Consider the following 23,190-nt stretch of genomic DNA (forward strand, 5'->3'; position numbering starts at 1 on the left):
GCCACTTTGACGCTGCGGTGGGACGGGCCCGTCCCGGTCGATGACCCGTTCAGATCTCCAGTTCTGCTTCGATCTTCTTCAGCTGATGGCGTGCCATGGCGAGGTTGGCCCGCTTCTTGTCGAGGGCAAGGTAGAGGAAGAAGCCCACGGAGGTGCGCCCCTTCATGAGCCGGATCAGGTGGTACTGACTACCGAGCGTGATGAGGATGTCCTCGATCTCGTCCTTCAGGCCGAGGAGTTCCATCGTGCGGACCTTGGCGCGCACCACGTCCGTGTTGCCGGCCGCGGCGACCGCGAGGTCGAGGTCCTTGCCGCCGCCGATGGTGCCGAGCGCCATGCCGCTGCCGTAGTCCACCAGGGCCGCGCCGATCGCGCCCTCGATGACGGTGGTGGCTTCCTTGAGCGCGGTCTCCACGTTGACCATGAGAGGTGCCTCTTTCCTGTTTTCGCTGTAACCGGTTGCTGTGTTGGTGTGACCATCTGTAGTTGTCCTGATTCCGACGGGCCCGCCGTGCGGTGGGCCGGGTCGCGGATCAGGCGGGCCCGGCGCCGGAACCCCGGCGCGCAAGCACGTGTTCGATGAGTTCGGCGATGCGCACGCTGGAACGCCGCGCCTCCAGATGGAGGCGCCCGACGTTGACGCGCGGCTCGGCGGTCAGGGTGAGGACGGCCGCCGCGCCCGCCGCGTAGGTGGCCACGTATCCGTCGGCGCCCCGCACGAGCAGTTCGCGGAACGCGCCTTGGCCGGTGCTGTCGCTGAGCCGCTGGGCCACGCCGAGGGCGGCTGCGGTCAGGGCGGCGACGGCCTCGGCCTCCGCGGCGGCGCTGTCCTGGGCGAGGACGAAGCCGTCGGCGCTCGCGGCGAGGGCGCCGGTGAGCTGGGGTACGCGGGCTCGCAGCCTGCGGAGCTCGGCGAGTATCTCGGCCTCCGCCTCGGGGGGCACCGTACTCATGTCGGCCTTTCTCCTTTCGGGCTGCCTACGCTCGGAGCGGTCGGCGCGCAGGGCCGGTCGCAGCGGGAGCCTCACAGGCTTGCCTCCAGTGCGTCGCGTAACCGGCGGAGCAGCGCCACGTCCGGGGATTGGGCCTGGGTCATCCAGTCGGGCAGGGGTACCTCGACCGGCGGGGGGGCCGGGCTGTGCGGCGTCTCGACCAGTCCGGCGGCCGCGAGGCGGCGGACATCGAGCAGTGTGTGGAAGGCCGGCCGGCCCAGCACCCAGGCCAGGTCGGCCGGGGTTCGTATGCCGTCGGCCCGCTCCAGCAGGATCCGCTGCCGGGTGGTGACGGTCTGGCCCGGTGCGGCCGCCCGGGGCACCACGGGGGCGGTGTCGAGCAGCGGGTACGGCCAGACCGCATCGAGCAGTTCGCGGCGGCGCCGGGTCTCCCGTTCGACGGCGGCCGCCGGAACGGAGCGGACGGAGCCGATCCAGTGGGTGGCCCCGCGGCGGAAACGGGAGGGGCCGCTGCCCGGGGACAGGGCGAAGAAGGCGGCGTCGAAGATGGCGGCGAGGTGGCATATCTCGAGCTCTCCGTCGGCGAGGCCGCCGCTGTCCACGAGGAAGCGGGCGACCTGGCGGCGGGCCCCGGCCCGGTCCACAGCCTCGCGCCATCGTTCGGGGGCGAGGCCGCCGCCGGTGGTGAGGAGGACGTCGAGGCCGGGGGTGGCCGGGCTCTCCGCGTGGACTATTCGGCCGTCCTCCAGGAAGAGGGTGCCGCGGTCGCGGAGCAGGGCGCCGGTGGCTCGCTCCGCTGCGAGCCGGGTGAGGAGGGGGGAGACGGCCGCGAAGGCGTTCGGGGCCGTTGCCGGGGTGGTCATCGGAGCACCAGCCCTTCGGCCAGGGCCCTGAGTCTGATGCGCGCGAGGGCGAGGTTGCCGTCGGCCCGGTCGAGCCAGACATGCAGGAAGACGCTGCTGTCGAAGCTCGTCTCGACGAAGCGCAGGACGTGGTAGCCGCTGCGGGTCGTGACGATCAGGTCCTCGACGGGGGGACCGGCGGCGCCCGCGGCGTCATCCTGGTCCGGGCCTGCCTCCGCGGGGGCGAAGGACTCGTACTCCGCGGCCGCACGGGCCAGCTCGGCGGTCTCGGCGGCGGTGGTCTCGTGGTCCCCCACGGGTGATTCCCCGATCGTGCCGAGAGCCAGCCCGCTGCTCCAGTCGACCAGCGCGGCCCCCCGTGCACCAGGCAAGGCCATGGCTTCGAGCAGGCATTCGTCGATCCCGGGCACGCGGGCTCCCCTCCCGGCCGGACGTGCGGTGTGCACGGTTGTGCGGCGCGACAGGAGGGAACTTACTCAAGTTCCTCAGTGCGAAAGGGCGTTCTGGCATTTTCCGCTGGAACATGCCATTCAGGGTGTAAGAGCTTGGCCGGAACGCGTCGGAATCTGATCACGAAGCCAGCGGAAGATCGTCCGCGAGACGGAACGAGCCGCTCTCCCGCTCGACGTAGCCCTCGTGGCTCAGGGTACGGAGCAGGTGGTAGACGGTCGGCAGCGGGATCCCGGTGACCCGTGCGAGCCGCTTGGCGGTCGCACCGCCCTCCGCGTGCATCGCCTCCACGAGCCGCAGGGCCCGCTGCACGGAACCGATCAGAGTGGGTGTGCTGTCCTTCTGGATGCGGTCGGTTCCCATGAATGGTCCCCCTGCTCCGGTACGACGCCTGGCAGACCCATCAAAGTGCCTCACCGCCCCCAAAACCAGCGGACTCGCGTAAACCCGAGCATAAGATCACCGGACCCGGGGGCGGACCGGCGTGTGCAGGTGACGTGGGCCGGGAGCGGGGTGTCCGCGATCAGGTGGCGCGGCAGGGCCGGCCCGAAGCGGTCCTCCAGGACGGCGAGGGTGCGCCGCTCGCGGTCCCCGTCCGCCTCTTCGCCCGGTCCGGCGTTCGCGCCGTCCGGGCCGAGTACGCAGGTGAGGCCGGCGAGCCACTCGCCCCAGTCCGCCAGCCACCGGAGCCCGCAGGTCCTGCTCTCGGCGGTATCGGCCATCCTGCACTCCCCACGGTACTTCCCGCGATGTCGGCGCTTGCCCCACCGGCACGATGGTCAGTCCCCGGACTCCTGGGGGAGGAGCCGCTCGACCATCGTCTCGATGAGCCCCTCCACCGGGTGGGCCTCCAGCATCGCCGGCACGGTCAGGTCGTCCACGATCAGCCCGAGCATCGCCAGGTAGAGGAGGACCACGCCCTGCCGGTCGCCGGGCAGGCCCGCCTCCGTGTGCCAGTCGATGTTCGCCTCCAGCTCCGCACCCTGGAAGGCGGCCAGTTCGGCCTGGAGCTCCGGGCGCCGCAGGCCCTCCAGCCGCAGCTCCAGCATCGCGACGTGGACGCTGCGTTCGCGCCGCATGCGCTCCAGGAGCCGGCCGAGCAGCACCTTCGTGTCGAGCGGGCCGGTGAGATCCGCCGGGTCCGGGATCAGTCGCTCACGGGTGCGGTGGAGGATCTGCACGAGCAGCTGGGCCCGGTTGGCGAAGTAGTTGGAGGCGGTGCCGATGGGCACCGCCGCCTCCGCGTCCACAGCGCGCAGCGTCAGGCCGCGCGAGCCCTCGCGCGCCAGGACTTCGATGGCGGCGTCGAGCAGCGCGGCGCGGCGCTGCGGGTTCTGGCGCATGGGGCGGGTCCCTGGGTCGGTGCGGGCCGGCTTTCCCGACCGGCCTCCCGGTCGGCGGAATCACTGCAGACGCAGTGCTTTGCCCACGGTAGCGGACTCCCCGGCTCCGGCCCGTCCCGCCTCCCCGCCGCCCCCTCTCCCACCGCCGCCCCTCCCCTCCGCCGGACTTCCCGTCCCTGCCCCCAGGACTTCTCTTGCGGATCTTGCCGGGCTCGTGACGTCCGGAACCGCGCATCGCCGCGTTGTTGTCCGTCGCCGATGCTCCGCAGGACTCCCTCCTCCGCCCTGCGATGCCACGGCACCGGACGCCGCTCCCTGATCCGGCCCTGGCCTGTTCCGGCCCGATCCCGAAGAAGGCCCTAGCCCTCCCGTCCCGCGGCCTCGGCCGCCTTCGCGGCCTTCGCCGACTCCAGCAGGTACGGCACGTCGATGACCGCGACGCCCGGCGTGAACAGCAGGCGCGCCTTGAGCCGGAGGGCGTTCTGGTTGTGCAGGGGCTGCTCCCACCAGTGACCGACGACGTACTCCGGGATCACCACGGACAGCATGTCCGTGTCCGGTTCGGCCGCCAGTTCCTCGACGTGCGCCAGGATCGGGCCCATCACCTCGCGGTAGGGCGAGTGGAGGATCTTCAGCGGGAGCCCGGGGTCGTGCTCCTCCCAGGCCTCTCTCAACCGGGCCGCCTCCACCTCGTCGGCGGCGACCGTCACCGCCGTGAGGGTGTCGGGGCGCAGCCCCTGCGCGTAGCCGATGGCCTTGAGCGTGGGGGCGTGCACGGCGGCGACCAGGACGAGCACGTGATGGCGGGCCGGCCTGCGCGGCCTGGCGCCGGCGGTGACGTCGACCTGCCGGGCGACCTGGTCGTAGTGGCGGCGCACGCCCTTCATGCCGAGGAACAGCAGGGGCATGGCGATGACGACCAACCATGCCCCGTGCGTGAACTTGGTGGCCAGGACGATGACGAGGACCAGGGCGGTCAGGGTGGCACCCACCGCGTTGATGGCGAGCCTGCGGTGGATGTGGATCCGCTCCTCGTGCGGGGTGGCGGGCGAGGCGAGCGCCTTCCTCCAGTGCCGGACCATGCCCGACTGGGAGAGGGTGAAGGAGACGAACACGCCGATGATGTAGAGCTGGATGAGGCGGGTCAGCTCGGCGTCGAACGCCACGATGAGGGCCACGGCGGCGAGGGCGAGGAGCACGACGCCGTTGGAGTAGACGAGCCGGTCGCCGCGGTTGGAGAGCTGGCGGGGCGCGTACCGGTCCCGGGCGAGGATCGAGGCGAGCATCGGGAAGCCGTTGAAGGCGGTGTTCGCGGCGAGGATCAGCACTCCGGCGGTGACGGCCTGGAGCAGGTAGAAGAGGAAGTGCCAGCTGCCGAAGGTGGCCCGGCCGATCTGGGCGAGGGCGGTGGAGGTCGCGGTCCCCGGGGGCAGGCCCAGTTCGGTGGGGTCGGCCGCGACGTGCACCTCGTAGGTCATGGCCAGGGCGGTGATGCCGGCGAACATCGTCACCGAGAGGAAGCCCATCGCGGCGAGCGTGGTCGCCGCGTTCCTCGCCTTGGGCTTGCGGAAGGCGGGAACGCCGTTGCTGATCGCCTCCACACCCGTGAGCGCGGTGCAGCCCGAGGCGAAGGCGCGCATCGCGAGGAACACGAGGGCCAGTCCGGTGTACGTGCCCTCCGCCGTGATCGGCAGGTCGGCGGATTCGGCGCGGATGGTCCGGCCGGTGCCGAGCCGCACGGCGGCGACGGCGAACATGAGGTAGACGACGAGGACGAAGCCGTAGGTGGGGATGGCGAAGACCCGGCCCGACTCCCTGACCCCGCGCAGGTTCATCAGGGTCAGCAGCACCACGAAGGCGACCGACAGGGCCACTTCGTGGTCGTTCAGGGCGGGGACGGCCGAGGTGATGGCCGAGACTCCGGAAACGACGGAGACCGCGACGGTCATCACGTAGTCGACGAGGAGGGCGCTGGCGGCGGTGAGCGCGGCGGTCTGCCCGAGGTTCTCGGAGCTGACGACGTACGCGCCGCCCCCGCCGGGGTACGCGTGGCAGGTCTGGCGGTAGGAGGCGATGACGACGACGAGCAGGAAGACGATGGCGGCTGCCGCGTACCAGGTGAGGTGCAGGAGGGCGACGCCGCCGAGGGCCAGGACCAGCAGGATCTCCTCGGTGGCGTAGGCCACGGAGGAGAGAGGGTCGCTGCAGAAGATCGGCAGGGCGAGCCGTTTGGGGAGCAGGGTCTCGCCGAGCCGCGCGGTGTCGAGGGGTTCACCGACGAGCACGCGCTTCGCACTGATACGCCTCATTCGGGCATGATCGTGGATTCTTTCCGACGAACACCCCTTTTCGGGCTTGTGTCACTCGGCGAGCTCTTCGGCCCGGTGGGCCAGCCACAGGTCGTACCGGACGCTCGGGGACTGCAGCAGCGAGCGCTCCAGCAGGGCCTCGATGCGGGCCAGCCGCTTGCGGGCCCCGGGGACGGAGACGCCGAGGGCGGCGGCTGCCGGGGCGAGCCGGGCGTCGTGCGCGAGCCAGGTACGGACGGTGTCGCGGGCGCCGGCCGGGGCGTCCGGGCCGGTCAGCCGGCTCAGGTGGGACCGCGCCCACTCGGTGAGTCGCGGATCGCGCAGGACCGCGTCGAGCCCGGACGCGGCCACCGGGGCCGCGGCGCCGCTCCCCCGCTCCCCGCCCGGGGTCAGCCGGAGCGCCAGCGAGAGTGCGGCCTGGTCTGCGAGGCGCGCGAGGTCCAGGCCGAGCAGGGTCTCGACCAGCCGGATCCTGGCGGACAGGGTGTTGCGGTGGACCTTCAGCAGCCGGGTGGCATGCGGGCCGAAGTTCAGCCAGGCGTGGGCGGTGGCGCGCAGTTCCCGCCCGCCGGGGTCCTGGGGGCGCCGGGGCTCGTACGCGTGCAGGGGCGCGAGCAGGGCCCCGGCCCAGCCGGCGCCGGCCTCGTGGGCCGCGAGCGCCAGCTCCGGGCCCGGGCCGAAGCGGGCGTGCCGTTCGCCGCGGCCGCGGGCGACGGCGAGGGCGTGGAAGGCCTGGGTGTAGGCGGTCGGGGCCTGGCTCAGGGCCAGCTCGGCACTGACCCCGACCGCGCAGTCCGGGGCCACCGCCGACAGCGCCCCGGCCAGGGGGTCCTGGTCGCAGGAGACCGCCGACGCCTCGGCCGGCACCAGGATGATGAGGTGGTGCACGTAGACCGGGCAGCGCACGACCCAGGCCCGGCCACCGGTCAATTCCCGGCACAGTCGCGCCACTTCGGTGCGGCGACCCGTACGGCACTCCGCGACGTACATGCGCATCGGGTCGGGCAGGGGCGGCCGCAGCGCCTCGGCGATCTGGTGGGCGGTGGAGAGCCTGCCGTTCATCAGCGCCGGTGGACCTTGAGTACGTCGTCGGACCGTGACACCGGCGCATTCAACCACCCGCCGCACACTGTGCGCTGTGATACCGGTCTCGCCCGGTCACTGGGCAGGGCGAACCCTGCGTACGGGCCCGCGCCCGCGTAGGTTCGTCCACGAGCGGACGGGTCCCGGAGTCCATGGAAAGCAGCACGGGGGAGGCACCGGGATCCGCCGCTCACATCCTCGCGGCCGCACTGCGGATGGCCTCCCGGATGCGGAAGTAGGTCCCGCACCGGCAGATGTTGGCGATGGCGTCGATGTCCTCGTCCGTGGGCTCAGCGGTGCGCTTGAGCAGCGCCGCGGCGGCCATGATCTGACCGGGCTGGCAGAAACCGCACTGGGCGACGTCCTGTTCGAGCCAGGCCTCCTGCACGGGGTGCAGGTCGTCCCCGTTCGCGAGGCCCTCGATGGTGGTCACCTCCCGGCCCGCGCAGGCCGACACGGGGACCACGCACGGACGGACGTCGACCCCGTCGAGGTGGCTGGTGCAGGCCTTGCAGACATCCACCCCGCAGCCGTACTTGGGGCCGCGCACGCCCAGCATGTCGCGGAGCACCCACAGCAGGGGCAGGTCGTCGGGGGCGTCCACGGTGACGCTCCGCCCGTTGACGGTGAAGGTGTGCGAGGGCACGGCGTACTCCTGGCTCTGCGGCTATCGGGGGTAGGGGGTGAAGTCGACGTCGAAGTCGAGGGGGAAGCTGCGCGGTTTCGAACCGGTGGCCCGGGCCCAGGCGTTGGCGATGGCGCCGACCGCGGCGGGCACGCCCAGCTCGCCCGCGCCGCCCGGCTCCGTACCGGTGGCCGGGAGGACGAAGACCCTGAGGTCGCGCGGGGTGTCGCGCTGCTGCGCCCAGTGGAACTGGCTGTAACTGCCCTCCAGTGGAAGCCCCTTGTCGATGTGGAGTCCGGCGCGCAGGGTGGTGGAGATCGCGTCGGTGAGGCCGCCGATCATCTGGGCCTCCAGTCCGCGCGGGTTGACCGGCAGGCCCACGTCCACGGCGATGACGGCCTTGGTGACGCGGGCGCGCTGCGGGTCCCGGGTGTCGATCTCGACGAGACAGGCCGTGCGGGACTTGTACTCCTCGTGGAAGGCGATGCCCTGCGCGCAGCCGGGCTCCATGGCGCGCCCCCAGTTCCCCTCCGTCGCGACCTTGTCCAGTACGGCGCGCTGCGCGTCGCTCTTCAGGAAGGTGCGCCGGAAGCGGTACGGGTCCTTGCCAGTGGCCGCGGCCAGTTGGTCGACCACGATCTCCTCGGCCCCTCGCGTGTTGGCGGAGTACACCGAGCGCCACGAGGCGGTGGGGATGCCCGTCGGCACCTCGGTGAGGGCCTGGGTGGTGAGTCCGAAGTGGTAGGGGGACTTCACGGTGGTCAGGAACAGGGTCTGGGCGAGCGTGGCGTTGCCGATGCCCAGCGGCAGGTGCGCCGCGGTGGCGGTGATCATCTCGCCGAGGCCGTGCCGGAAGTCGGTCTCGGCGGCGGCGACACGGTGCTCGAAGCTGAGGACCTCGCCCAGCAGGTGCGTGGCGCGGATCCGGTGGTGGGTGGCGGGCCGCATCCGTCCGTGGCGCGTGTCGTCCACCCGGGTCCACATCAGCTTGACCGGACGGCGGCAGGCCCTGGAGATCCGGGCCGCCTCCAGGGCTGCGTCGAAGAAGAGCCGCCGGCCGAAGGAGCCGCCGGCCTGGACGACGTGGACCGTCACCTTGTCCAGGGGCAGTGCGAGGTCGGCGGCGATGGTCTGGCGGGCCACGATGGGGGACTTCAGGCCGGACCAGATCTCCGCCCGGTCGTCGCGCACGTCGGCGATGGCGCAGTTGGTCTCCATCGGGGCGTGGCTGACGAAGGCGAAGTCGAACTCGGCGTCCACGTACGGTGTGAGCAGGGGCGGCACCAGCAGCGGCGGGGTGGCGGCGCGCAGCCTGGTGCGGATCTGGGCGTCGGAGAGCTGGTCGGCGGGGCCCGGTCCCCAGGTGACCTGGAGGGCCGATTTCGCGGTGAGGGCCTGCCCGAAGGTCTCGGCGACGACGGCGACGCCGGTGGGGACGGTGACCACGTCCAGCACCCCGGGCATGGACCGGACCGCGGAGAGGTTGGTGACGGTGCGGACGGTGCCGCCGAAGGTGGGCGGGCGGCGCACCACGCAGGGCTTGGCGCCGGGCACGTCGAGGTCGAGGGTGTACCGCTGAGCGCCGGTGACCATGGCGCGGGCGTCGATCCGGCTCGTCGGCCGGCCGACGAGGGCGTGCTGCGCGGCCTTCTTGGGGGTGGTCCCGAGGACGACGAGGCCGGGGGCGGCGGCGGCCGCGGCGAGTTCGCCGTAGGGGGCGGTGCGTCCGTCGGGGGCCCGGACGGACCCGTCGGCTGTGGTCAGCGACGCCGGGGAGAGGCTCCAGCGGTGGGCGGCGGCCGCGACGAGGCGGGCCCGCGCGGTGGCCGCGCACTGGCGGACCGGCCCGTAGAGGGAGCGAATGGAGTTGGAGGAGCCCGTGAGCTGGTTGAACAGCAGCTCGGGCCGGGCGTCGTCGAGTTCCACGCGTACGTCGGCCAGGGGCGCGTCAAGCTCCTCGGCGACCAGCATGGCCACCGCGGTGGTGAGTCCCTGGCCGACCTCCTCGCGCGGCAGCCGGAAGCGGATGGTGCCGTCCGTCTCCACGGCGAGGGCGAGCAGGGCGGAGGTGGGGGCGCCCGCCAGGATGAAGAGGTCGCCCAGGTCGACCACGTCGGCGATGGCCGGCAGGGACGGCACCACCGCCTGGGCGGCCTGGGGGGCCGCGGCATCGGCTCCGGCGCGGGTGACCAGCGCGAGGGTCGGCGCCGCCACGAGGTAGGTGAGGAAGGAACGCCGGCTCCGGCCGGTGGCGTGGTGCTGCCCGCTCAATGTCGTTGTGTCCCCAGCGCTGCGCGGGCCCGCCCGTGCGGACCTCCCCCGTTTTATTACCGGCACGTACGGTAGCGACCAGGGGCTCTGGGGGGAAGCCTCGATTTCGCCGCCTCGCCCTCCCCGGGTCATCCGTTCGGGGGTATCTCGGGGAGGGCGCTGAACCGGGTACCGCGCGAATGCGTCCGCGTGAACACCTCGTACGCATCGGGCGTTTGATCGAGTCACAGGAGGCTGGATGGCCGGATTCCGGTCACCCGCCCCGGACGCACCACGCGCCCCACCGGCTGGGATGCGTTGCGAGCCGCCGAACCCTCTCTGACCGGATTCGTTCGCACGCGGCGAAGGCCCCGGCAGGACGGCGGCATATGCCCGAAGCAAGAACGTGGCGGATGTTGCCAAACGCCTTACACAGTGTCGCTGCCTGTGCAACAGTCGTTACCGGTCCTTCCTTCAGACCTGGCCGTGCCGCGCCTGTATCGGAGTTCTCATGCCGTCCCACCTGTTCGCGGACCGTCCCGCGCAGCCGCCCGAGCCGGGGTCGGTGGACGCGCTGATCTCCCAGACCCGGCGCCTTCGGGGAGACGTGGACGCGGTCCGCCGCGACACCGTCGTGGATGACGACGACGCCCAGGGCCGCTGGCAGCGCGCGCTGTGCGACCTCGCCGTGCACCACCTCGACGACCTCCGCGAGCACCTCGGCCAGCTCAAGGAGGGCCTGCCCCCGGTACCCGAGGCCGTCGCCTTCCCGCAGGCGGCCCCCGAGGTGGCGCCCGAGGTCCAGACACGGGTCGGCAGCGCCGAGTGGAACCTCCTGACCGACGAGGTCAGCTGGTCCGACGAGCTGTTCCAGATCTTCGGCCGGTCCCCCGAGGCGGGTGCGCTCCCCCTCGACGAGCTGGGCTCCACCCTGTTCTCCGAGGACCAGCCGCTGCTCACCGCGTGGGTCACCGCCTGCCTGGTGGACGGCAGGCCGATCGACGGCGAGTTCCGCATCGTCCGTGCCGACGGCCGGGTCCGGACGCTGCACATGAGGGGCGAGCCGGTACTCGACCCCGACGGCTGCACGGCGTCCATGTGGGCCGTACTGCGGGACGTGAGTGAACTGCGGCGGAGCCAGCGGGCGGTGCGCGAGTCCCGTGACTCGCTGCAGCGCCAGCGGGAGATCGCGCAGACCGAGCACCGGCTCGCGGTCGAGCTGCAGGAAGCCGTGCTCCCCCCGTGGCGCGGCTCCCTGCGGTTCCCGCACAGCGACGCCGGCACGCTCGACGTGGCCGCGCACTACCTGCCCTCCGCGACCAGCGCACTGATCGGCGGGGACTGGTACGACGCGCTCGAACTGCCAGACGGCTGCTCGATGCTGACGGTCGGCGACCTGACCGGGCACGGCGTGACCGCCACCTCCGGGATGGCCATGATGCTGGGCGCCCTGCGCGGCATGGCCATGGCCGGGATCGCGCCGGGGCCGCTCATGGGGTGGCTCAACCAGCTCCTCGAGACCTCCGTCCAGCCCGCGCTCGGCTCGGCCGTGTGCTGCCGCTACGACCCGGTGCGCCGGGTGTTGTCCTGGGCCCAGGCGGGCCACCCGGCCCCCTTGCTGTTCCGCCGCGGGTCGGGCCGTGCCCTGACCCCGCCGGAGGGCGTCCTGCTGGGCGCGACCTCCGGGGCTTCGTACGGGCAGGCCGAGGAGCGGCTGGAGGTGGGCGACCTGCTGGTGCTGCACACCGACGGTCTGACGCCGCGCAGCATCGAGTTCAGCCGGGCGGACGGCACCGAGCGGCTGCTGGCACTCGCGCCGCGGTTCTCGGCGGCGCGGTCGGCACAGGACTGCGTACGGCTCGTGGTCGAGGAGTTCGGGGACAGCGAGCGGGAGGACGACGCCTGCGTGCTGGTCGCCCGCGTCGGCGGATAGCAACGACGGTCACGGCCGGCCACAGGGCCGGTCGTACGGACAGTCGCACGAACAGTCGCACGGACTTCAGGGCCGCGCCGGAGGGCGCGGCCTTTCTCGTCTGTGGGCTGACGGCTCTCGTCTGTGGCTGTCGTCGGGGTACCAGGTCCCGACGTGCCGGTCCTCGCCCTCGTGCCGGCCGCGGGAGAGGCGTGCATGCCGTGCGGAACCCGCGGGGCCGCGCTGGGGGGACTAGACTCCCGTGGCCGGCAGGCCACTCGGTGCCGGGGAGTCCGGGAGGGCCAGCTCGATCTCCTGCCGCAGATCCTCGATGCGCGCGTAACCGGCGTACTGGCCGGTGAGCCGGTACATCTCGCGCAGACGGTCCCAGGTCCGGTGCGAAGAGGTCTCGTTCATCGAGACGAGGGCGAGCCGCGCATAGCGGTCGGCCTGTTCCGGCTCGTCGGCGATGAAGCAGGCGGAGGCCATGGAGATGTAGTCGAAGATCTGCGAGCGCTGGTAGCCCTCGCCGCGCAGCCGCAGGGCCTCCTTGGCGTGGCGCGCGGCGATCGGCGCCGCCGTGGCATCGTGGTCGGCGAGGGTCCGGTAGGCGAGGGCCTGCATGCCGTGCAGGTCCGCCTCGTCGAAGTGCTGCATCCAACTCGGCGGCGGCACATCGCCCTTGTCCGAGACGAAGAGCTCCTCCGCCTCGCCCAGGGTGCGGCGCATCGCCTGGCCCTTGCCCATGGCGGCCTGTGCCCAGGCCTCGATGGTGTGCAGCATGGCGCGGGTTCGCGGCAGGGTCTGCTCGCCGGAGCCGGACTTTGCGAGCTTCATCAGGTCCAGTGCCTCGTTCGGCTTGCCGAGGTGGACCATCTGGCGGGCGGCGCGGGACAGCGCCTCCCCCGCGCGAGGGCGGTCGCCGCCCTCGCGGGCCGCGTGCGCGGCGATGACGAAGTACTTCTGCGCGGTGGGTTCGAGGCCCACGTCGTGGGACATCCAGCCCGCGAGGACCGCCAGGTTGGCCGCCACGCCCCACAGCCGCCGCTGGAGGTGGTCGGGGTGGTGGTAGGCGAGCATCCCGCCCACCTCGTTGAGCTGGCCGACCACGGCCTTGCGCTGCAGTCCGCCGCCTCTGGAGGCGTCCCAGGCCCGGAACACCTCGACGGAGCGCTCCAGCGCCTCGATCTCCTGGGAGCCGATCGGGGCGGCCTCGTAGCGGTCGTATCCCGCCGGGTCGGCCTGGAAGGAGTCCCCGAAGTGCCCGGGGGTCCGCTTCGCCGGGGAGGGGTCGGTGTGCAGCCAGTCGTACATGGCGTTGGTGAGGGCGGAGCCGGCGGTGAGCACGGCGCCCGCGCCCATCAGACCGCGACGGTTGAGCATGAGGTCCATTCCCGTGAATTCGGTGAGGACCGCGGCTGTGCGTTCGGGCGCCCAGGGCATGCCTTCGGGGTTCTCGCGAACCCCGTCCGGCTGCCGTCTGGAGGTGCGCCGCTGTCGTACGAACCCGAGGTCCTCGATGGTCACGACACGACCGAGCCGCTCGGTGAACAGTGCTGCCAGTACCGTGGGCACCGGTTCGCGGGGACTCTCCCCCATGTCGATCCAGCGCCGCACCCGCGAGGTGTCGGTGGCCAGCTGGGGGTGGCCCATGGCCGCCGCCTGCCGGTTCACCATCCTCGCCAGTTCGCCCTTCGACCAGCCGGCCAGGCCGAACAGGTCGTTCAAGCGGGTGTTTGGACCTTTGCTCACGTCAAGCCCCCAGGTTCTCGGCTGAGTTGACAGTAGCCCGCCGTCAGATGCCCAGCGACTATTCGCCAGGCTTCGCCAGGGCACGCCCGATGGTTCGCCACCTTGCGCCGGGTGTCAGGTAGGAATGCGCCTCCCCGCCCCGGTCACCGGCGGAACTCCCCAGGGTGAAGCACGGGATCGGCGGGGCGGCGTTCGCAACTCGTCGGCGCACGAAGGGATCCGTATCACCATGTACGCAGCAACGTCCTCCGTGTCCGCACCGGTCCGGTCGCACCGCACGCTCCCGGCGGGCGGCGGCCCCTACCTCGACCCCGGCCGCCAGGCGGCCCCGGCGCAGGGCACCGTCCGGGCGCGGCGGATGCCGAGTGCGGGATCGCAGCCCGTCAGCGGAAGAATCGACCTCTCGGGGCCGCAGGGAGCGCAACTGCGCACCGCGCTGGCGTCGGTGCAGCGGATCTGTCCGGAGTTCGCGCCGGTGCAGGTGCTGAGGCGCAGCGGCCGCTCGGTCCTCCTGGTGGGCACCACCGGACGCATGACCGCCGTCGCGAAGGTTTTACTGGACCACTCGCCGGAGTGGCGTGAGCGCTACCGGCACGAAATAGCGGCCTACCGGGCGTTCGTCCGGCACCGCCCCCCGGTCCGGGTGCCGCGGCTGATCGCCGCCGACCCGGAGAACTGCACGCTGGTGGTGGAGCGGATGGCGGGCCGGGTCGCGGCACTTCAGCGGCACCCTGTGGAGCCGCCGCCGCGGGTGGACCTCCGCGCCGCGCTGGGCGCGGTGTGCCGGGTCAACCAGTGGCAGCCGCCGACGGAGTTGTTCGGGACCCCGATGAACTACGCACGGCGGATCGCCCGCGACTACGAGTTGGGGCTGCTCACCGACCGGGACCTCGGCGACCTGCAGAAGCTGCTCCACGGCGTCAAGGTGTCGGGGACGGCGCTGCAGTTCAACCACGGCGACGCGCTGCTGTCGAACCTGCTGCTGTCCCCGGCCGGCCCGGTGCTGCTCGACTGGGAGCACGCGGGCTGGTACCTGCCGGGCTACGACCTCGCCACGCTGTGGACGGTACTCGGTGACGCCCCCGCCGCCCGCGCCCAGATCAGCCGGCTCGCCCAGTCTGCCGGACCGGTGGCCCGGGACGCCTTCCTGATCAATCTGATGCTGGTGCTGACCCGGGAGATCCGGATGTCGGAGACGGCGGTGCAGCGTTCGATGCTGGCGACCACCCCGGCCCAGCCGCTGCCGACGGGTGCGCTGTCCTCCGGTGAGGAGCAGCGACTGCTGCTCCGCCGCCTGCACGACGACGCGGGTATGGCACGCAGGGCGGTCCGCGCGGCCGTGGGCACGCGCTGACCCTGCCTCTCCCCCGGACGCGAGTCCCGTGGCGCCCACCGCCACGGGACTTCGCTCGTTCGCGGTCCGCCGAGCGCGGCGCCGGGCTCCGCTAGCGTGGGAGCGACGAGCGGCGGAGGCCCGACAGGAGGCGTTGATGAAGTCCGGAGTGCGCAAGTGGGAGGCGGTACGGGAGTTCGCCCTCGGGCTCCCGGAGGCCGTCGAGGACCATCCGTGGGGGCCCGAGGACTGCGTGATGAAGGTGAACAAGAAGATCTTCGTGTTCCTGGGCAACGTCGAAGGGCCGCAACAGCCCGGGCTGTCCGTCAAGCTCCAGGACGAGGCGCTGCACGGGCACGCGATGACCGTGCCGGGGGCGGAGCCCACCGGGTACGGCCTCGGCCGGTCCGGCTGGGTGTCGGTCCCGCTGGCGGACGAGGGTGCGCCCTCGGTGCAGGTGCTGTGCGAGTGGGTGGAGGAGAGCTATCGCACGGTGGCCCTCAAGCGGCACGTGAAGGAGCTGGACGCCCGGATGGGGCCGGAGGGCTGAGCCGACGGTCGTGTGCTCGGGTGTCGGATGGCTTGACATCACATGATCCCCCGAACACCTTTTCTGACTCAGTATCAGACATGCTGGAGTCACCCTCCTTTCCCTCTCCGCTGGAGCCTGCCCATGTCCGCAAGCGCTTCACGCACGTCCACCGCCCCCCTCCCGTCCAGACGCGCCGTCCTCGCCGGTACGGGGGCCGGTGTGCTCGCCGCGGCGGTGCTGCCGTCCGGCACCGCACGGGCCGACGCCGGCCGGGCCGGGCCTCCCCTCGGCGAGTACGACGTGGTCGTGGTCGGTTCCGGGGCGGCCGGGATGACGGCCGCGCTCACCGCCGCGAAGCGCGGGCTGAGCGTCCTGGTGATCGAGAAGGCCCCCACCTTCGGCGGGTCGGCCGCACGCTCGGGCGCCGGCATCTGGCTGCCCAACAATTCGGTGATCCTGGCCGCCGGGGTGCCCGACACCCCCGAGAAGGCGGCGACGTACCTGTCGGCCGTCGTCGGACCCGAGGTGCCGGCCGACCGCCAGGCCGCGTTCCTGGCCAACGGCCCCCGCATGCTGGACTTCGTGATGGCCAACAGCCCGCTGGGCTTCCGCTTCATGGAGGGGTACAGCGACTACTACCCCAACCTGCCGGGCGGTCTGCCGAACGGCCGCTCCATCGAGCCGGACCAGATCGACGGGAACGTCCTCGGCGGCGAACTGGCCCGCCTGAACCCGGCGTACATGCCGGTGCCCGCCGGGATGGTGGTCTTCAGCCAGGACTACAAGTGGCTGAACCTCGCGGCGGTCAGCGCCAGGGGTCTGGCCGTGTCCACCGAGTGCCTGGCGCGCGGTACGGAGGCAGCACTGCGTGGGGAGAAGCCGCTGACGATGGGCCAGGCCCTGGCGGCCGGGCTGCGGGCCGGACTGCAGCGGGCCGGGGTACCGCTGTGGCTGAACAGCCCCTTGGTGGACCTGGTCCAGGAGGGCGGCGCCGTCACCGGCGTGGTGGTGGACAAGGAGGGCGTGCGGGGCGTCGTGCGGGCCCGCAAGGGGGTGATCGTCGGCTCGGGCGGCTTCGAGCACAACGCGGCGATGCGGGCGCAGTACCAGCAGCAGCCGATCGGCACCCAGTGGTCGGTGGGCGCGAAGGAGAACACGGGTGACGGCATCCTGGCGGGCCAGCGGGCCGGGGCGTCGCTGGCGTTGATGGACGACGCGTGGTGGGGGCCGTCGATCCCGCTGCCCGGGGAGCCGTACTTCTGCCTGGCCGAACGGACCCTGCCGGGCGGGCTGATCGTCAACGCCCTCGGGACACGGTTCGTCAACGAGGCGGCGCCGTACAGCGATGTGGTGCACGTGATGTACGAGAGGGACCGCGGCGCGACGGGTTCGCACATACCGGCGTGGCTGATCGTGGATCAGAACTACCGCAACAAGTACCTGTTCAAGGACATCCTGCCGACGCTGCCCTTCCCGGACGCGTGGTACCGGGCGGGTGCGGCGAAGAAGGCGTGGACGTGGGACGCGCTGGCGGGGCAGATCGGCGTACCGGCGGCGGCGCTGCGGGCGACGCTGGGCCGGTTCAACGCGCAGGCGTGGAGCGGGACCGACTCCGACTTCCACCGGGGCGACACCGCGTACGACCACTACTACACGGACCCGAACGTGCAGCCGAACTCGTGTCTGGCCCCGATCTGGGTGCCGCCGTTCTACGCGTTCAAGATCGTGCCCGGGGATCTCGGTACGAAGGGCGGCATCGTCACGGACGCGCGGGCCCGGGCACTGCGCGCGGACGGCTCGGTGATCCGTGGCCTGTACGCGGCGGGCAACGCCAGCGCCGCGGTGATGGGCCACAGCTACGCGGGGGCCGGGTCGACCATCGGCCCCGCGATGACGTTCGGCTACGTGGCGGCGAACGACATCGCGGACGCGTGACCGGGCGGGACTGACCGCGCGGGTTCGTCCCGGAGCGACCGGGAGGGGTCGGTCCGGGCGACCCGGTGGGTCAGCCCTGCTGGAAGAGCTCGGCGGGGAGCGGCTTCAGGAGGGCGTAGAGGTCGTCGGTGATCGGACGGTCCCAGCTGGCAATGGTGACCAGCACGTTGTCGCTGCGGTCGAACTGGACGCAGGAGATGCGGGACTCCGACAGCTTGATCTTCCGGACGATGAGGAGGTTGTCGCCCTGCATGACGGGGCAGTCCTCGACGCCCGTGACCTCGACGTCCTCGTCGTTCTCCAGCGCGTCGAGGAGCTGGGCCACCTCGAAGGGCACCTGGCCGTCGGTGAGGTCGCGGGCCGGGGATCCCTCGGGAAGGTTTCCGATGATCATCGCGGGGCCGCGTCCGCCGAACAGGTCGTAGCGGAGGAAGACCCCCTGGCAGCTGCCGTCGGGCGCGGGCAGCAGCCCGGCCCCGAGATTGCCCGGCCAGTCCCCCGGGTCCATGGCCAGGACATCGAAGTCCGGGCCGGCGGGTGTGGCGGCGCGGTGGCGGCGGAGGAAGGACATGCGGCCATGGTACGTGGCCGCAGGAGTTTTACGGCCCGGGGGCCCCTGATCCCACCCCCGCGCGCGGGCGGGCCCGTCAGACGGGTGGGACCAGGGTGAACCCGTGCGGGAGCAGGCGGGTGTCCCCGTGCCGTGCCGGGCGGCGGGCGGAGGCGGCGCCGCGGGAAGGGCGCCGGGTCCGGGGCGGAGCCGGCGGCCTCGGCGGCCGTCGGCGCCGGTCCCCAGCAGCACCTGGTCACCCGGGAAGAGGACCGTCCGGGATTCCGGGCCGTCCGTACGCCGGAAGCGGTACCTCTCCCCGTATCCGGCGGTGCCTTCTGCCGGGTGTGGCGGTCCGGGGCCATCGTGTCGGCGGTCCGGGTGACGGCGTCCACGGCGACGGTGGGGTCGAGGGGGCGGGGGTGCCGGTCGCGGACTCGGCGTCCCAGCGGTGGACGTCCGGCTCGATCAGCCGCATCCGCAGCCAGAAGCCCGATGTCCGCTCCGTCGACCACGTGCCGACGGGTGTCCGGCCTCAGCTCGCGCGGGAGCTCCCCGGCGCCCGCGGGCGAACCATTGGGTCAGCGCGTCGGGCCGTCGGGACCCCGGGAGGGCGGGGCGGGCGGAACGGCGGGGTCGTGAGCCGTTCGCGCGGGACGCGCGCGCGGAAGGGGTGCCCTCCGCCGAGGTGGTGGACCGGTTCGGTGACCGTCCTGCCGGGACACGACGGGGCCGGCGGCACCGGCTCACCCGGTCGCAGGCCCGGCGGACCCCCTGATCGAAAGCCGCCTGCTTCCGGAAAAGGGGACTGTGTCGATGTGGTCCATGCGGCCGCCCTGCCCGCCGGGAGGCGGCCGCGCGATCACGTTGAGCTACGGGCGAACGACTCCAGTGCGGCGCGCAGCCCGGACCGGTCGGTGCCCAGCTTGCGGCAGGCCGAGGAGAGCACCCAGTCGGGGGATGCCGGCTCGGGCTCCTTCTCGCTGCGCACGGCCTGGTCCGCGGCCCGGATCTCCTCCTCCGTGACCCGGTCCACCCGGGGCGATCCGCCGGGCAGCGCGCCGCCGAGGCCCAGCAGGGTCTCGGTGGCCTCCTCCACCAGGGCGTCCGCGCCGCATTCCCGGGCCGTGACCACGGCCGCGGTGAGCAGGTCCGCGTCGCGCAGCCGGTAGCCGAGCGCGTTCAGGGCGCGGGCGAGTTCGTAGCCGGCGGGTGACGCCGAGAGCAGGGTGACCGCCTCGCGGAGCAGCTCCGTGCGGTCCTGTGGCTCGGCGACCTCCGCCGCCACCCTGAGGGCCTGGCCGATGGCGGAGGGGGCGCCGAAGGCCCTGGCCCGCCGGACGGCGTCGGCGGCGAGGGCGCGGGCCCGCTGCGGATCGTCGGCGGCGACGGCCCGCGCGAGGTGCAGCTGCCAGGGGCACCAGGCGGGATTCTGGATGCCGCGCGGCGTCAGCCGCCGCTCCACCGCCTCCAGTTCACCGGCGGCCGCCCTCACCTCGCCCCGGGCGAGCAGCAGTTCGGCGTAGACGGTCTGCGAGTCGGGGAAGACCACGGCTGCCGGGAAGGGAGCGCCGAACTCGTGCTCCTGGGCCAGCTCCCAGGCCTCGTCGACGCGGCCGCGTGCGAGCAGTGTCGTGAGGAGGATCGCTATGGCGTACCAGTGGACGGGGGTGCGCCGGCCCACGCGTTCGGCGAGGCGCAGGCCGGACCGGGCCAGTTCCTCGGCATCGGCGAGACGTCCGCGCCGGTAGCGGATGTAGGCGCGCAGGCTGTATGCGAAGGACAGGTGGGCTCCGCGCCAGCCCTGGCGCTCGAACTCGGCGGTGCCCGCCTCGAACAGCTCCTCCGCGCGGCCGGGCCGGTCGGCGTACATGTGGACCATGGCGGTCAGCACGGGGACTTCGAAGCCGCGGTCCTCGTACGCCCAGCTGAAGGGCCGCTCCAGTACCCGGCCCGCATGGTGCAGCACCACGTCGACGGGTTCGCCCCGCAGGCAGGCGTCCCAGGCGCGCAGCGCGATCACGTACCGCTCGGTGAGGTCGCGGCCGGTGAGGCGGTCGGCGAGCCGGGTGAGACGCCGGGAGCGGGCCGGGGAGTCGGTCTCGGCGGCGTTGAAGGCGTCCCACATGAACTGCTCTGACTGCAGGCGCAGTCGGGCCCGGACGTCCGGGGTCTGCGCGATCTCGCGCGCGAGGGTCTCCGATGCCTCGGCGAGGCGGTCGCTGTGTGCGAGGACCTGCGCGAGCCGGATGACGATGCCCTGGCGCAGGGCGGGGTCGTCGAAGGGTTCGGCGAGGGCCGCCCGCAGGTGGTTGACGGTGTTGGCGGGCTCGGTCAGCAGGGAGGCACAGCCCAGTTCGTACAGCACGGCGGCGCGTTCGCCGAAGTCGGGTGGCTCGCGCAGGGCGCGGGCGAGCTGGCGGCGGGCGGCGTCGGGGGCGCCGGCGCGGAGGTTCTCGCCGGCCGCCTCGCGCAGGGTGCGCACCACCCAGGGGTCGTTCTCGGGGTGGGTCTCCAGGAGGTGGCGGGCGGCTGCGGAGGAGCCGAGGCCCGCGTCGACGACGGCCGCGGCGGCCTTCCCGTGCAGGGCGACGCGCAGCGCGTCGGGGATGGCGCGGTAGATGGCGGTGGCGATGAGGGGGTGGACGAACTCCAGCCCCGTCTCCGGTTCCCGGTTCGTCGTGGAGCCGGCGGCCGACAGGATGCGGGCGTCCCGCAGGCGTGCGGTGGCGTCGGCGGCCTCCTCGGTGCCGAGGGCGGCGACCCGGGCGGCTATGTCCTGCGGGATGGCGGTGCCGAGGACGGCGCAGGCCCAGGCGAAGCGGACGGTGGAGGGGCCGAGGCGTTCGAGGCGGGCGACGAGGCCGCTGCCGCGCTGGGCGGCGGCGAGGTCGGCCAGCTGCGGTGCGTTCTCCTCGACGGGCCGCAGCCCCCTGCCCCGGACCTTGGCGGTGAGTTCGACGGCTTCGAAGGGGTTGCCGGCGGTGACGGTCCAGGCCTCGTGGCAGAAGGCGTCGTCGGGGTGCTCGCCGATGGCCTCGCGGACGAGCGCGGCGACGGCGGCCGGGGTGAGCGGGGAGAGGGGCAGCGGACGTTGTCCCGCCCGGCCCGGCAGCGTGCGGAAGGCGTCGGCGTGCGCGGGCAGTTCGTCGGGGCGGTAGGCGACGACGAGGAGCAGCGGGAGGTGTTCGGCACGGGGGGCGAAGGCGGCGAGCCAGCTCAGGGACTCGGGGTCGGCCCAGTGCGCGTCGTCGAGGACGAGGGCGACGGGGGCGCGTTTGACGACCAGGTGGGTGAGGACCCAGTCGAGGCCGTCGCGCAGGCCCTGGGGGTCGGGCGGGGCGGCCTGTTCGGGGGCGCAGAGTCCGAGGGCGGGGCCGACGATGGAGTACCAGCTCCCGAGGGCGGCGCGCAGTTCCTGTTCGGAGGTGCCGGCCAGCTGGGGCTGGATGAGCTGGCGGGCGACGTGGAAGGGCTGGCTCTGCTCCTGTTCGCCGCCGCGGGCGGCGAGGACGGTGCAGGAGCGGGCGTGGGCGCGGCGGCGCAGCTCGGCGAGCAGGGTGGTCTTGCCGAGGCCTGCGGGCCCGGAAAAGGCCAGCAGCGCGCCGCCGGCGTCCGGCCCGGGACCGGTGAGCTGGTCCAGGGCCTCGTCGACGATGGCGAGTTCGGCATCGCGTTCGACCATGGTACGCCGTCTGCGCGTCCGGTGGTCCGTCATGGCTGGTACCCCCCAGGCCTGTTCTGGGAGATCAGCGTACGCCCGCGCACATCGCGGGGTGTCCCAGTGCCGGAAAGAATCCGATCTTCTTTTCCGACGGGATTCCGCGGGGGTTCCCGGAGGCTTTCCGAGGGGATTTCGAGATGGTTCCGATGAGGTCCTAAGCCGATCGGTCCTGTCCGGAACGTGCCGCGAGGCCTTCCAGGACGGCCACGGCCTCGGCGGCCCTGTCGGCGTCCACGAAGAGGTGGTCGTGATGGTATCCGGCGATGACGTTGCAGCTCAGACCGTGGGCACCGAGTTCGGCGGCGAAGGCGGCGGTGAGGCCGACGGCGTCGAGCGCCGAGTGGATCCGCAGGGTGATCCAGCCTGCGGTGAAGTCGTAGGCGAGTCCGGCGGCGTCTGCGTCCTCCTGGCGCAGGACGAGGGTGAGGCCCTCGTCCTCCAGGACGGTGGCGACGGGCGCGGTTCCGGCGGGGACCGCGGTGCCGGGGACGGTGCAGAACACGTACGCGCCCTCGTTCAGCTCCGGCCGCATGCCGCTCAGCAGTTTCCGCAGGTCGCTCTCTCCGCTCATGCGGTCACCCTACCGACCGGTCGGGTCAGTCCAGGGCGAGCTGGAAGTACGCCGTCTCGCGGAAACCGGCGGTCGGCGGTTTCACCTCCACGGTGACCGGGACGCCCTTCGTGCTCGGACTGAGGCGGACCGGGACGGTGCGCTTACGGTCTGGGCCCAGGGGCGCCATGAGGGCCGCGGCGGACTCCTGTGAGTTCAGCCAGTTCAGGCTGTACCCGGAGGCATGGTCGTCGAGCGACCGGCCGGCGCGTACGGCCAGGGGTGCGTCGCCGTACGAGGACACGGCGGAGGCGGCCGATTCTCCGCCGGGACGGAGCTCTTCGCCGGTGTCGTTGTCGTAGGTGACGGTGAGGCTGTAGGTGCCGTCGGGCTCCTCGCGCGGGCGGCTGACGGTGATCTTCAGACCGTCCTCGTACCGGGCGGTCGCACCCGGGCCGAGGGGGTCCGCCACATGTCCGGCCGGGCCGCTCTGCTCCAGCTGGCCGTAACCGTCCAAACCCTTCTCCCACTCGGCCAGTGCCCAGGCCCCGAGCACGGCCAGGCCGAGGAGGCAGAGGGCGGCGACCGCGCAGCCCTTGGCCCACCGGGGCGTGTCCGCTGTCGGGGTGTCGGTGGGGTTCGGGTCCGTGTCCATGCGGGTCACTCTAGGCAGCGGCGACCCCGCGGATCATGAGCATGAGTACTCAAACGGGGTACTCAGGGACCGCCTGAGCACGGGCCCGTCACGGGGGCCACCGCCCCGGCGGGGACGGGGCGGTGGCGTGCGGTCAGGTGAGGTCGAACTCCCCGCCCCGGGCGTTCAGCACGAACTTGTGCCACTCGTCCGGCGAGAAGATCAGGGAGGGGCTCTCGGGGCGCTCGCTGTTGCGCATCGCGATGAAGCCCTCGACGAAGGCGATCTGGACGTCACCCGCTCCCCGGCTGCTCGACTGCCAGTCCGCCCCGGTGAGATCGAGGTCCGGCTTCCCCCAGCCGGCCAGGGGCTGTGAAGTCATGCTCTCGGCC

At 72.7% G+C, this 23,190-nt stretch carries 21 protein-coding genes; 4 read left to right on the forward strand and 17 right to left on the reverse strand.

Annotated elements, in window-relative coordinates; genetic code table 11:
- Positions 1-49: 49 nt before the first annotated feature.
- The 11 genes from ACZ6JS_RS08390 to ACZ6JS_RS08440 all read right to left on the reverse strand — a co-directional run bounded on the left by ACZ6JS_RS08390 (position 50) and on the right by ACZ6JS_RS08440 (position 9,897).
- Entirely contained in the window at positions 50-424 is a 375-nt protein-coding gene (locus tag ACZ6JS_RS08390) for a hypothetical protein (RefSeq protein ID WP_469296812.1), read from the reverse strand.
- Between the two features lie 109 nt (positions 425-533).
- A complete protein-coding gene (locus ACZ6JS_RS08395) occupies positions 534-953 on the reverse strand; it encodes a roadblock/LC7 domain-containing protein (RefSeq protein WP_469296813.1) in 420 nt (139 codons plus the stop codon).
- Positions 954-1,024: 71 nt separating this feature from the next.
- Positions 1,025-1,816 carry a transcriptional regulator gene (locus tag ACZ6JS_RS08400; RefSeq protein ID WP_469296815.1) on the reverse strand — a complete coding sequence of 264 codons (792 nt, stop codon included), beginning with the start codon at positions 1,814-1,816 and terminating at the stop codon, positions 1,025-1,027.
- On the reverse strand, positions 1,813-2,226 hold the full coding sequence (locus ACZ6JS_RS08405) for a hypothetical protein (RefSeq protein WP_469296817.1): 414 nt from the start codon (positions 2,224-2,226) through the stop codon (positions 1,813-1,815). Before ACZ6JS_RS08405 ends, ACZ6JS_RS08400 begins: the two co-directional genes overlap by 4 nt.
- Positions 2,227-2,386: 160 nt before the next feature.
- Positions 2,387-2,629, reverse strand: a complete 243-nt coding sequence (locus ACZ6JS_RS08410) for a helix-turn-helix domain-containing protein (RefSeq protein ID WP_469296818.1) — start codon at positions 2,627-2,629, stop codon at positions 2,387-2,389.
- 50 nt (positions 2,630-2,679) lie between these two features.
- Positions 2,680-2,988: a hypothetical protein gene (locus tag ACZ6JS_RS08415; RefSeq protein ID WP_469296820.1), complete on the reverse strand. Its 309-nt coding sequence runs from the start codon at positions 2,986-2,988 to the stop codon at positions 2,680-2,682.
- A 57-nt stretch (positions 2,989-3,045) separates the two neighbouring features.
- A complete protein-coding gene (locus ACZ6JS_RS08420) occupies positions 3,046-3,609 on the reverse strand; it encodes a TetR/AcrR family transcriptional regulator (RefSeq protein ID WP_469296821.1) in 564 nt (187 codons plus the stop codon).
- Positions 3,610-3,968: 359 nt separating this feature from the next.
- Positions 3,969-5,918, reverse strand: a complete 1,950-nt coding sequence (locus ACZ6JS_RS08425; RefSeq protein WP_469296823.1) for an APC family permease — start codon at positions 5,916-5,918, stop codon at positions 3,969-3,971.
- Between the two features lie 51 nt (positions 5,919-5,969).
- Positions 5,970-6,980: a helix-turn-helix domain-containing protein gene (locus ACZ6JS_RS08430; RefSeq protein WP_469296825.1), complete on the reverse strand. Its 1,011-nt coding sequence runs from the start codon at positions 6,978-6,980 to the stop codon at positions 5,970-5,972.
- Between the two features lie 211 nt (positions 6,981-7,191).
- Positions 7,192-7,647 carry a (2Fe-2S)-binding protein gene (locus ACZ6JS_RS08435; protein WP_469296826.1) on the reverse strand — a complete coding sequence of 152 codons (456 nt, stop codon included), beginning with the start codon at positions 7,645-7,647 and terminating at the stop codon, positions 7,192-7,194.
- Positions 7,648-7,668: 21 nt separating this feature from the next.
- A complete protein-coding gene (locus tag ACZ6JS_RS08440) occupies positions 7,669-9,897 on the reverse strand; it encodes a xanthine dehydrogenase family protein molybdopterin-binding subunit (RefSeq protein WP_469296828.1) in 2,229 nt (742 codons plus the stop codon).
- A 490-nt stretch (positions 9,898-10,387) separates the two neighbouring features.
- Here ACZ6JS_RS08440 and ACZ6JS_RS08445 point away from each other — a divergent pair, with 490 nt between their 5' ends.
- Positions 10,388-11,809, forward strand: coding sequence for a PP2C family protein-serine/threonine phosphatase (locus tag ACZ6JS_RS08445; RefSeq protein ID WP_469296830.1), 1,422 nt, complete (start codon positions 10,388-10,390; stop codon positions 11,807-11,809).
- Between the two features lie 231 nt (positions 11,810-12,040).
- Here ACZ6JS_RS08445 and ACZ6JS_RS08450 read toward each other — a convergent pair whose 3' ends face one another.
- Positions 12,041-13,540, reverse strand: coding sequence for a DNA-binding protein NsdB (locus ACZ6JS_RS08450; RefSeq protein ID WP_469296831.1), 1,500 nt, complete (start codon positions 13,538-13,540; stop codon positions 12,041-12,043).
- 229 nt (positions 13,541-13,769) lie between these two features.
- On the opposite strand from ACZ6JS_RS08450, the gene ACZ6JS_RS08455 reads away from it, so the two are divergent.
- The 3 genes from ACZ6JS_RS08455 (at position 13,770) to kstD (ending at position 17,340) form a co-directional block, all read left to right on the forward strand.
- Positions 13,770-14,894 (forward strand): aminoglycoside phosphotransferase family protein, encoded by a 1,125-nt coding sequence (locus tag ACZ6JS_RS08455; protein ID WP_469296833.1) that lies wholly within the window; start codon positions 13,770-13,772, stop codon positions 14,892-14,894.
- Positions 14,895-15,030: 136 nt separating this feature from the next.
- The gene (locus ACZ6JS_RS08460) at positions 15,031-15,423 is read left to right on the forward strand and encodes an MmcQ/YjbR family DNA-binding protein (RefSeq protein WP_469296834.1); all 393 of its coding nucleotides are present in this window, start codon (positions 15,031-15,033) and stop codon (positions 15,421-15,423) included.
- Between the two features lie 123 nt (positions 15,424-15,546).
- The gene (gene kstD, locus ACZ6JS_RS08465) at positions 15,547-17,340 is read left to right on the forward strand and encodes a 3-oxosteroid 1-dehydrogenase (protein ID WP_469296836.1); all 1,794 of its coding nucleotides are present in this window, start codon (positions 15,547-15,549) and stop codon (positions 17,338-17,340) included.
- A 70-nt stretch (positions 17,341-17,410) separates the two neighbouring features.
- Here the strand turns inward: kstD and ACZ6JS_RS08470 are convergent, their stop codons facing one another.
- The 5 genes from ACZ6JS_RS08470 to ACZ6JS_RS08490 all read right to left on the reverse strand — a co-directional run bounded on the left by ACZ6JS_RS08470 (position 17,411) and on the right by ACZ6JS_RS08490 (position 23,180).
- Positions 17,411-17,911: a hypothetical protein gene (locus ACZ6JS_RS08470; protein ID WP_030030746.1), complete on the reverse strand. Its 501-nt coding sequence runs from the start codon at positions 17,909-17,911 to the stop codon at positions 17,411-17,413.
- 841 nt (positions 17,912-18,752) lie between these two features.
- A complete protein-coding gene (locus tag ACZ6JS_RS08475) occupies positions 18,753-21,575 on the reverse strand; it encodes an ATP-binding protein (protein WP_469296838.1) in 2,823 nt (940 codons plus the stop codon).
- A gap of 193 nt (positions 21,576-21,768) precedes the next feature.
- Positions 21,769-22,185, reverse strand: a complete 417-nt coding sequence (locus ACZ6JS_RS08480; RefSeq protein ID WP_469296840.1) for an ACT domain-containing protein — start codon at positions 22,183-22,185, stop codon at positions 21,769-21,771.
- 25 nt (positions 22,186-22,210) lie between these two features.
- On the reverse strand, positions 22,211-22,819 hold the full coding sequence (locus ACZ6JS_RS08485) for a hypothetical protein (protein WP_469296841.1): 609 nt from the start codon (positions 22,817-22,819) through the stop codon (positions 22,211-22,213).
- A 133-nt stretch (positions 22,820-22,952) separates the two neighbouring features.
- Complete coding sequence (locus tag ACZ6JS_RS08490) at positions 22,953-23,180, reverse strand: DUF397 domain-containing protein (RefSeq protein ID WP_392053096.1); 228 nt, start codon at positions 23,178-23,180, stop codon at positions 22,953-22,955.
- Positions 23,181-23,190 lie beyond the last annotated feature (10 nt).

This window comes from Streptomyces sp. NPDC046349 (assembly GCF_055587885.1).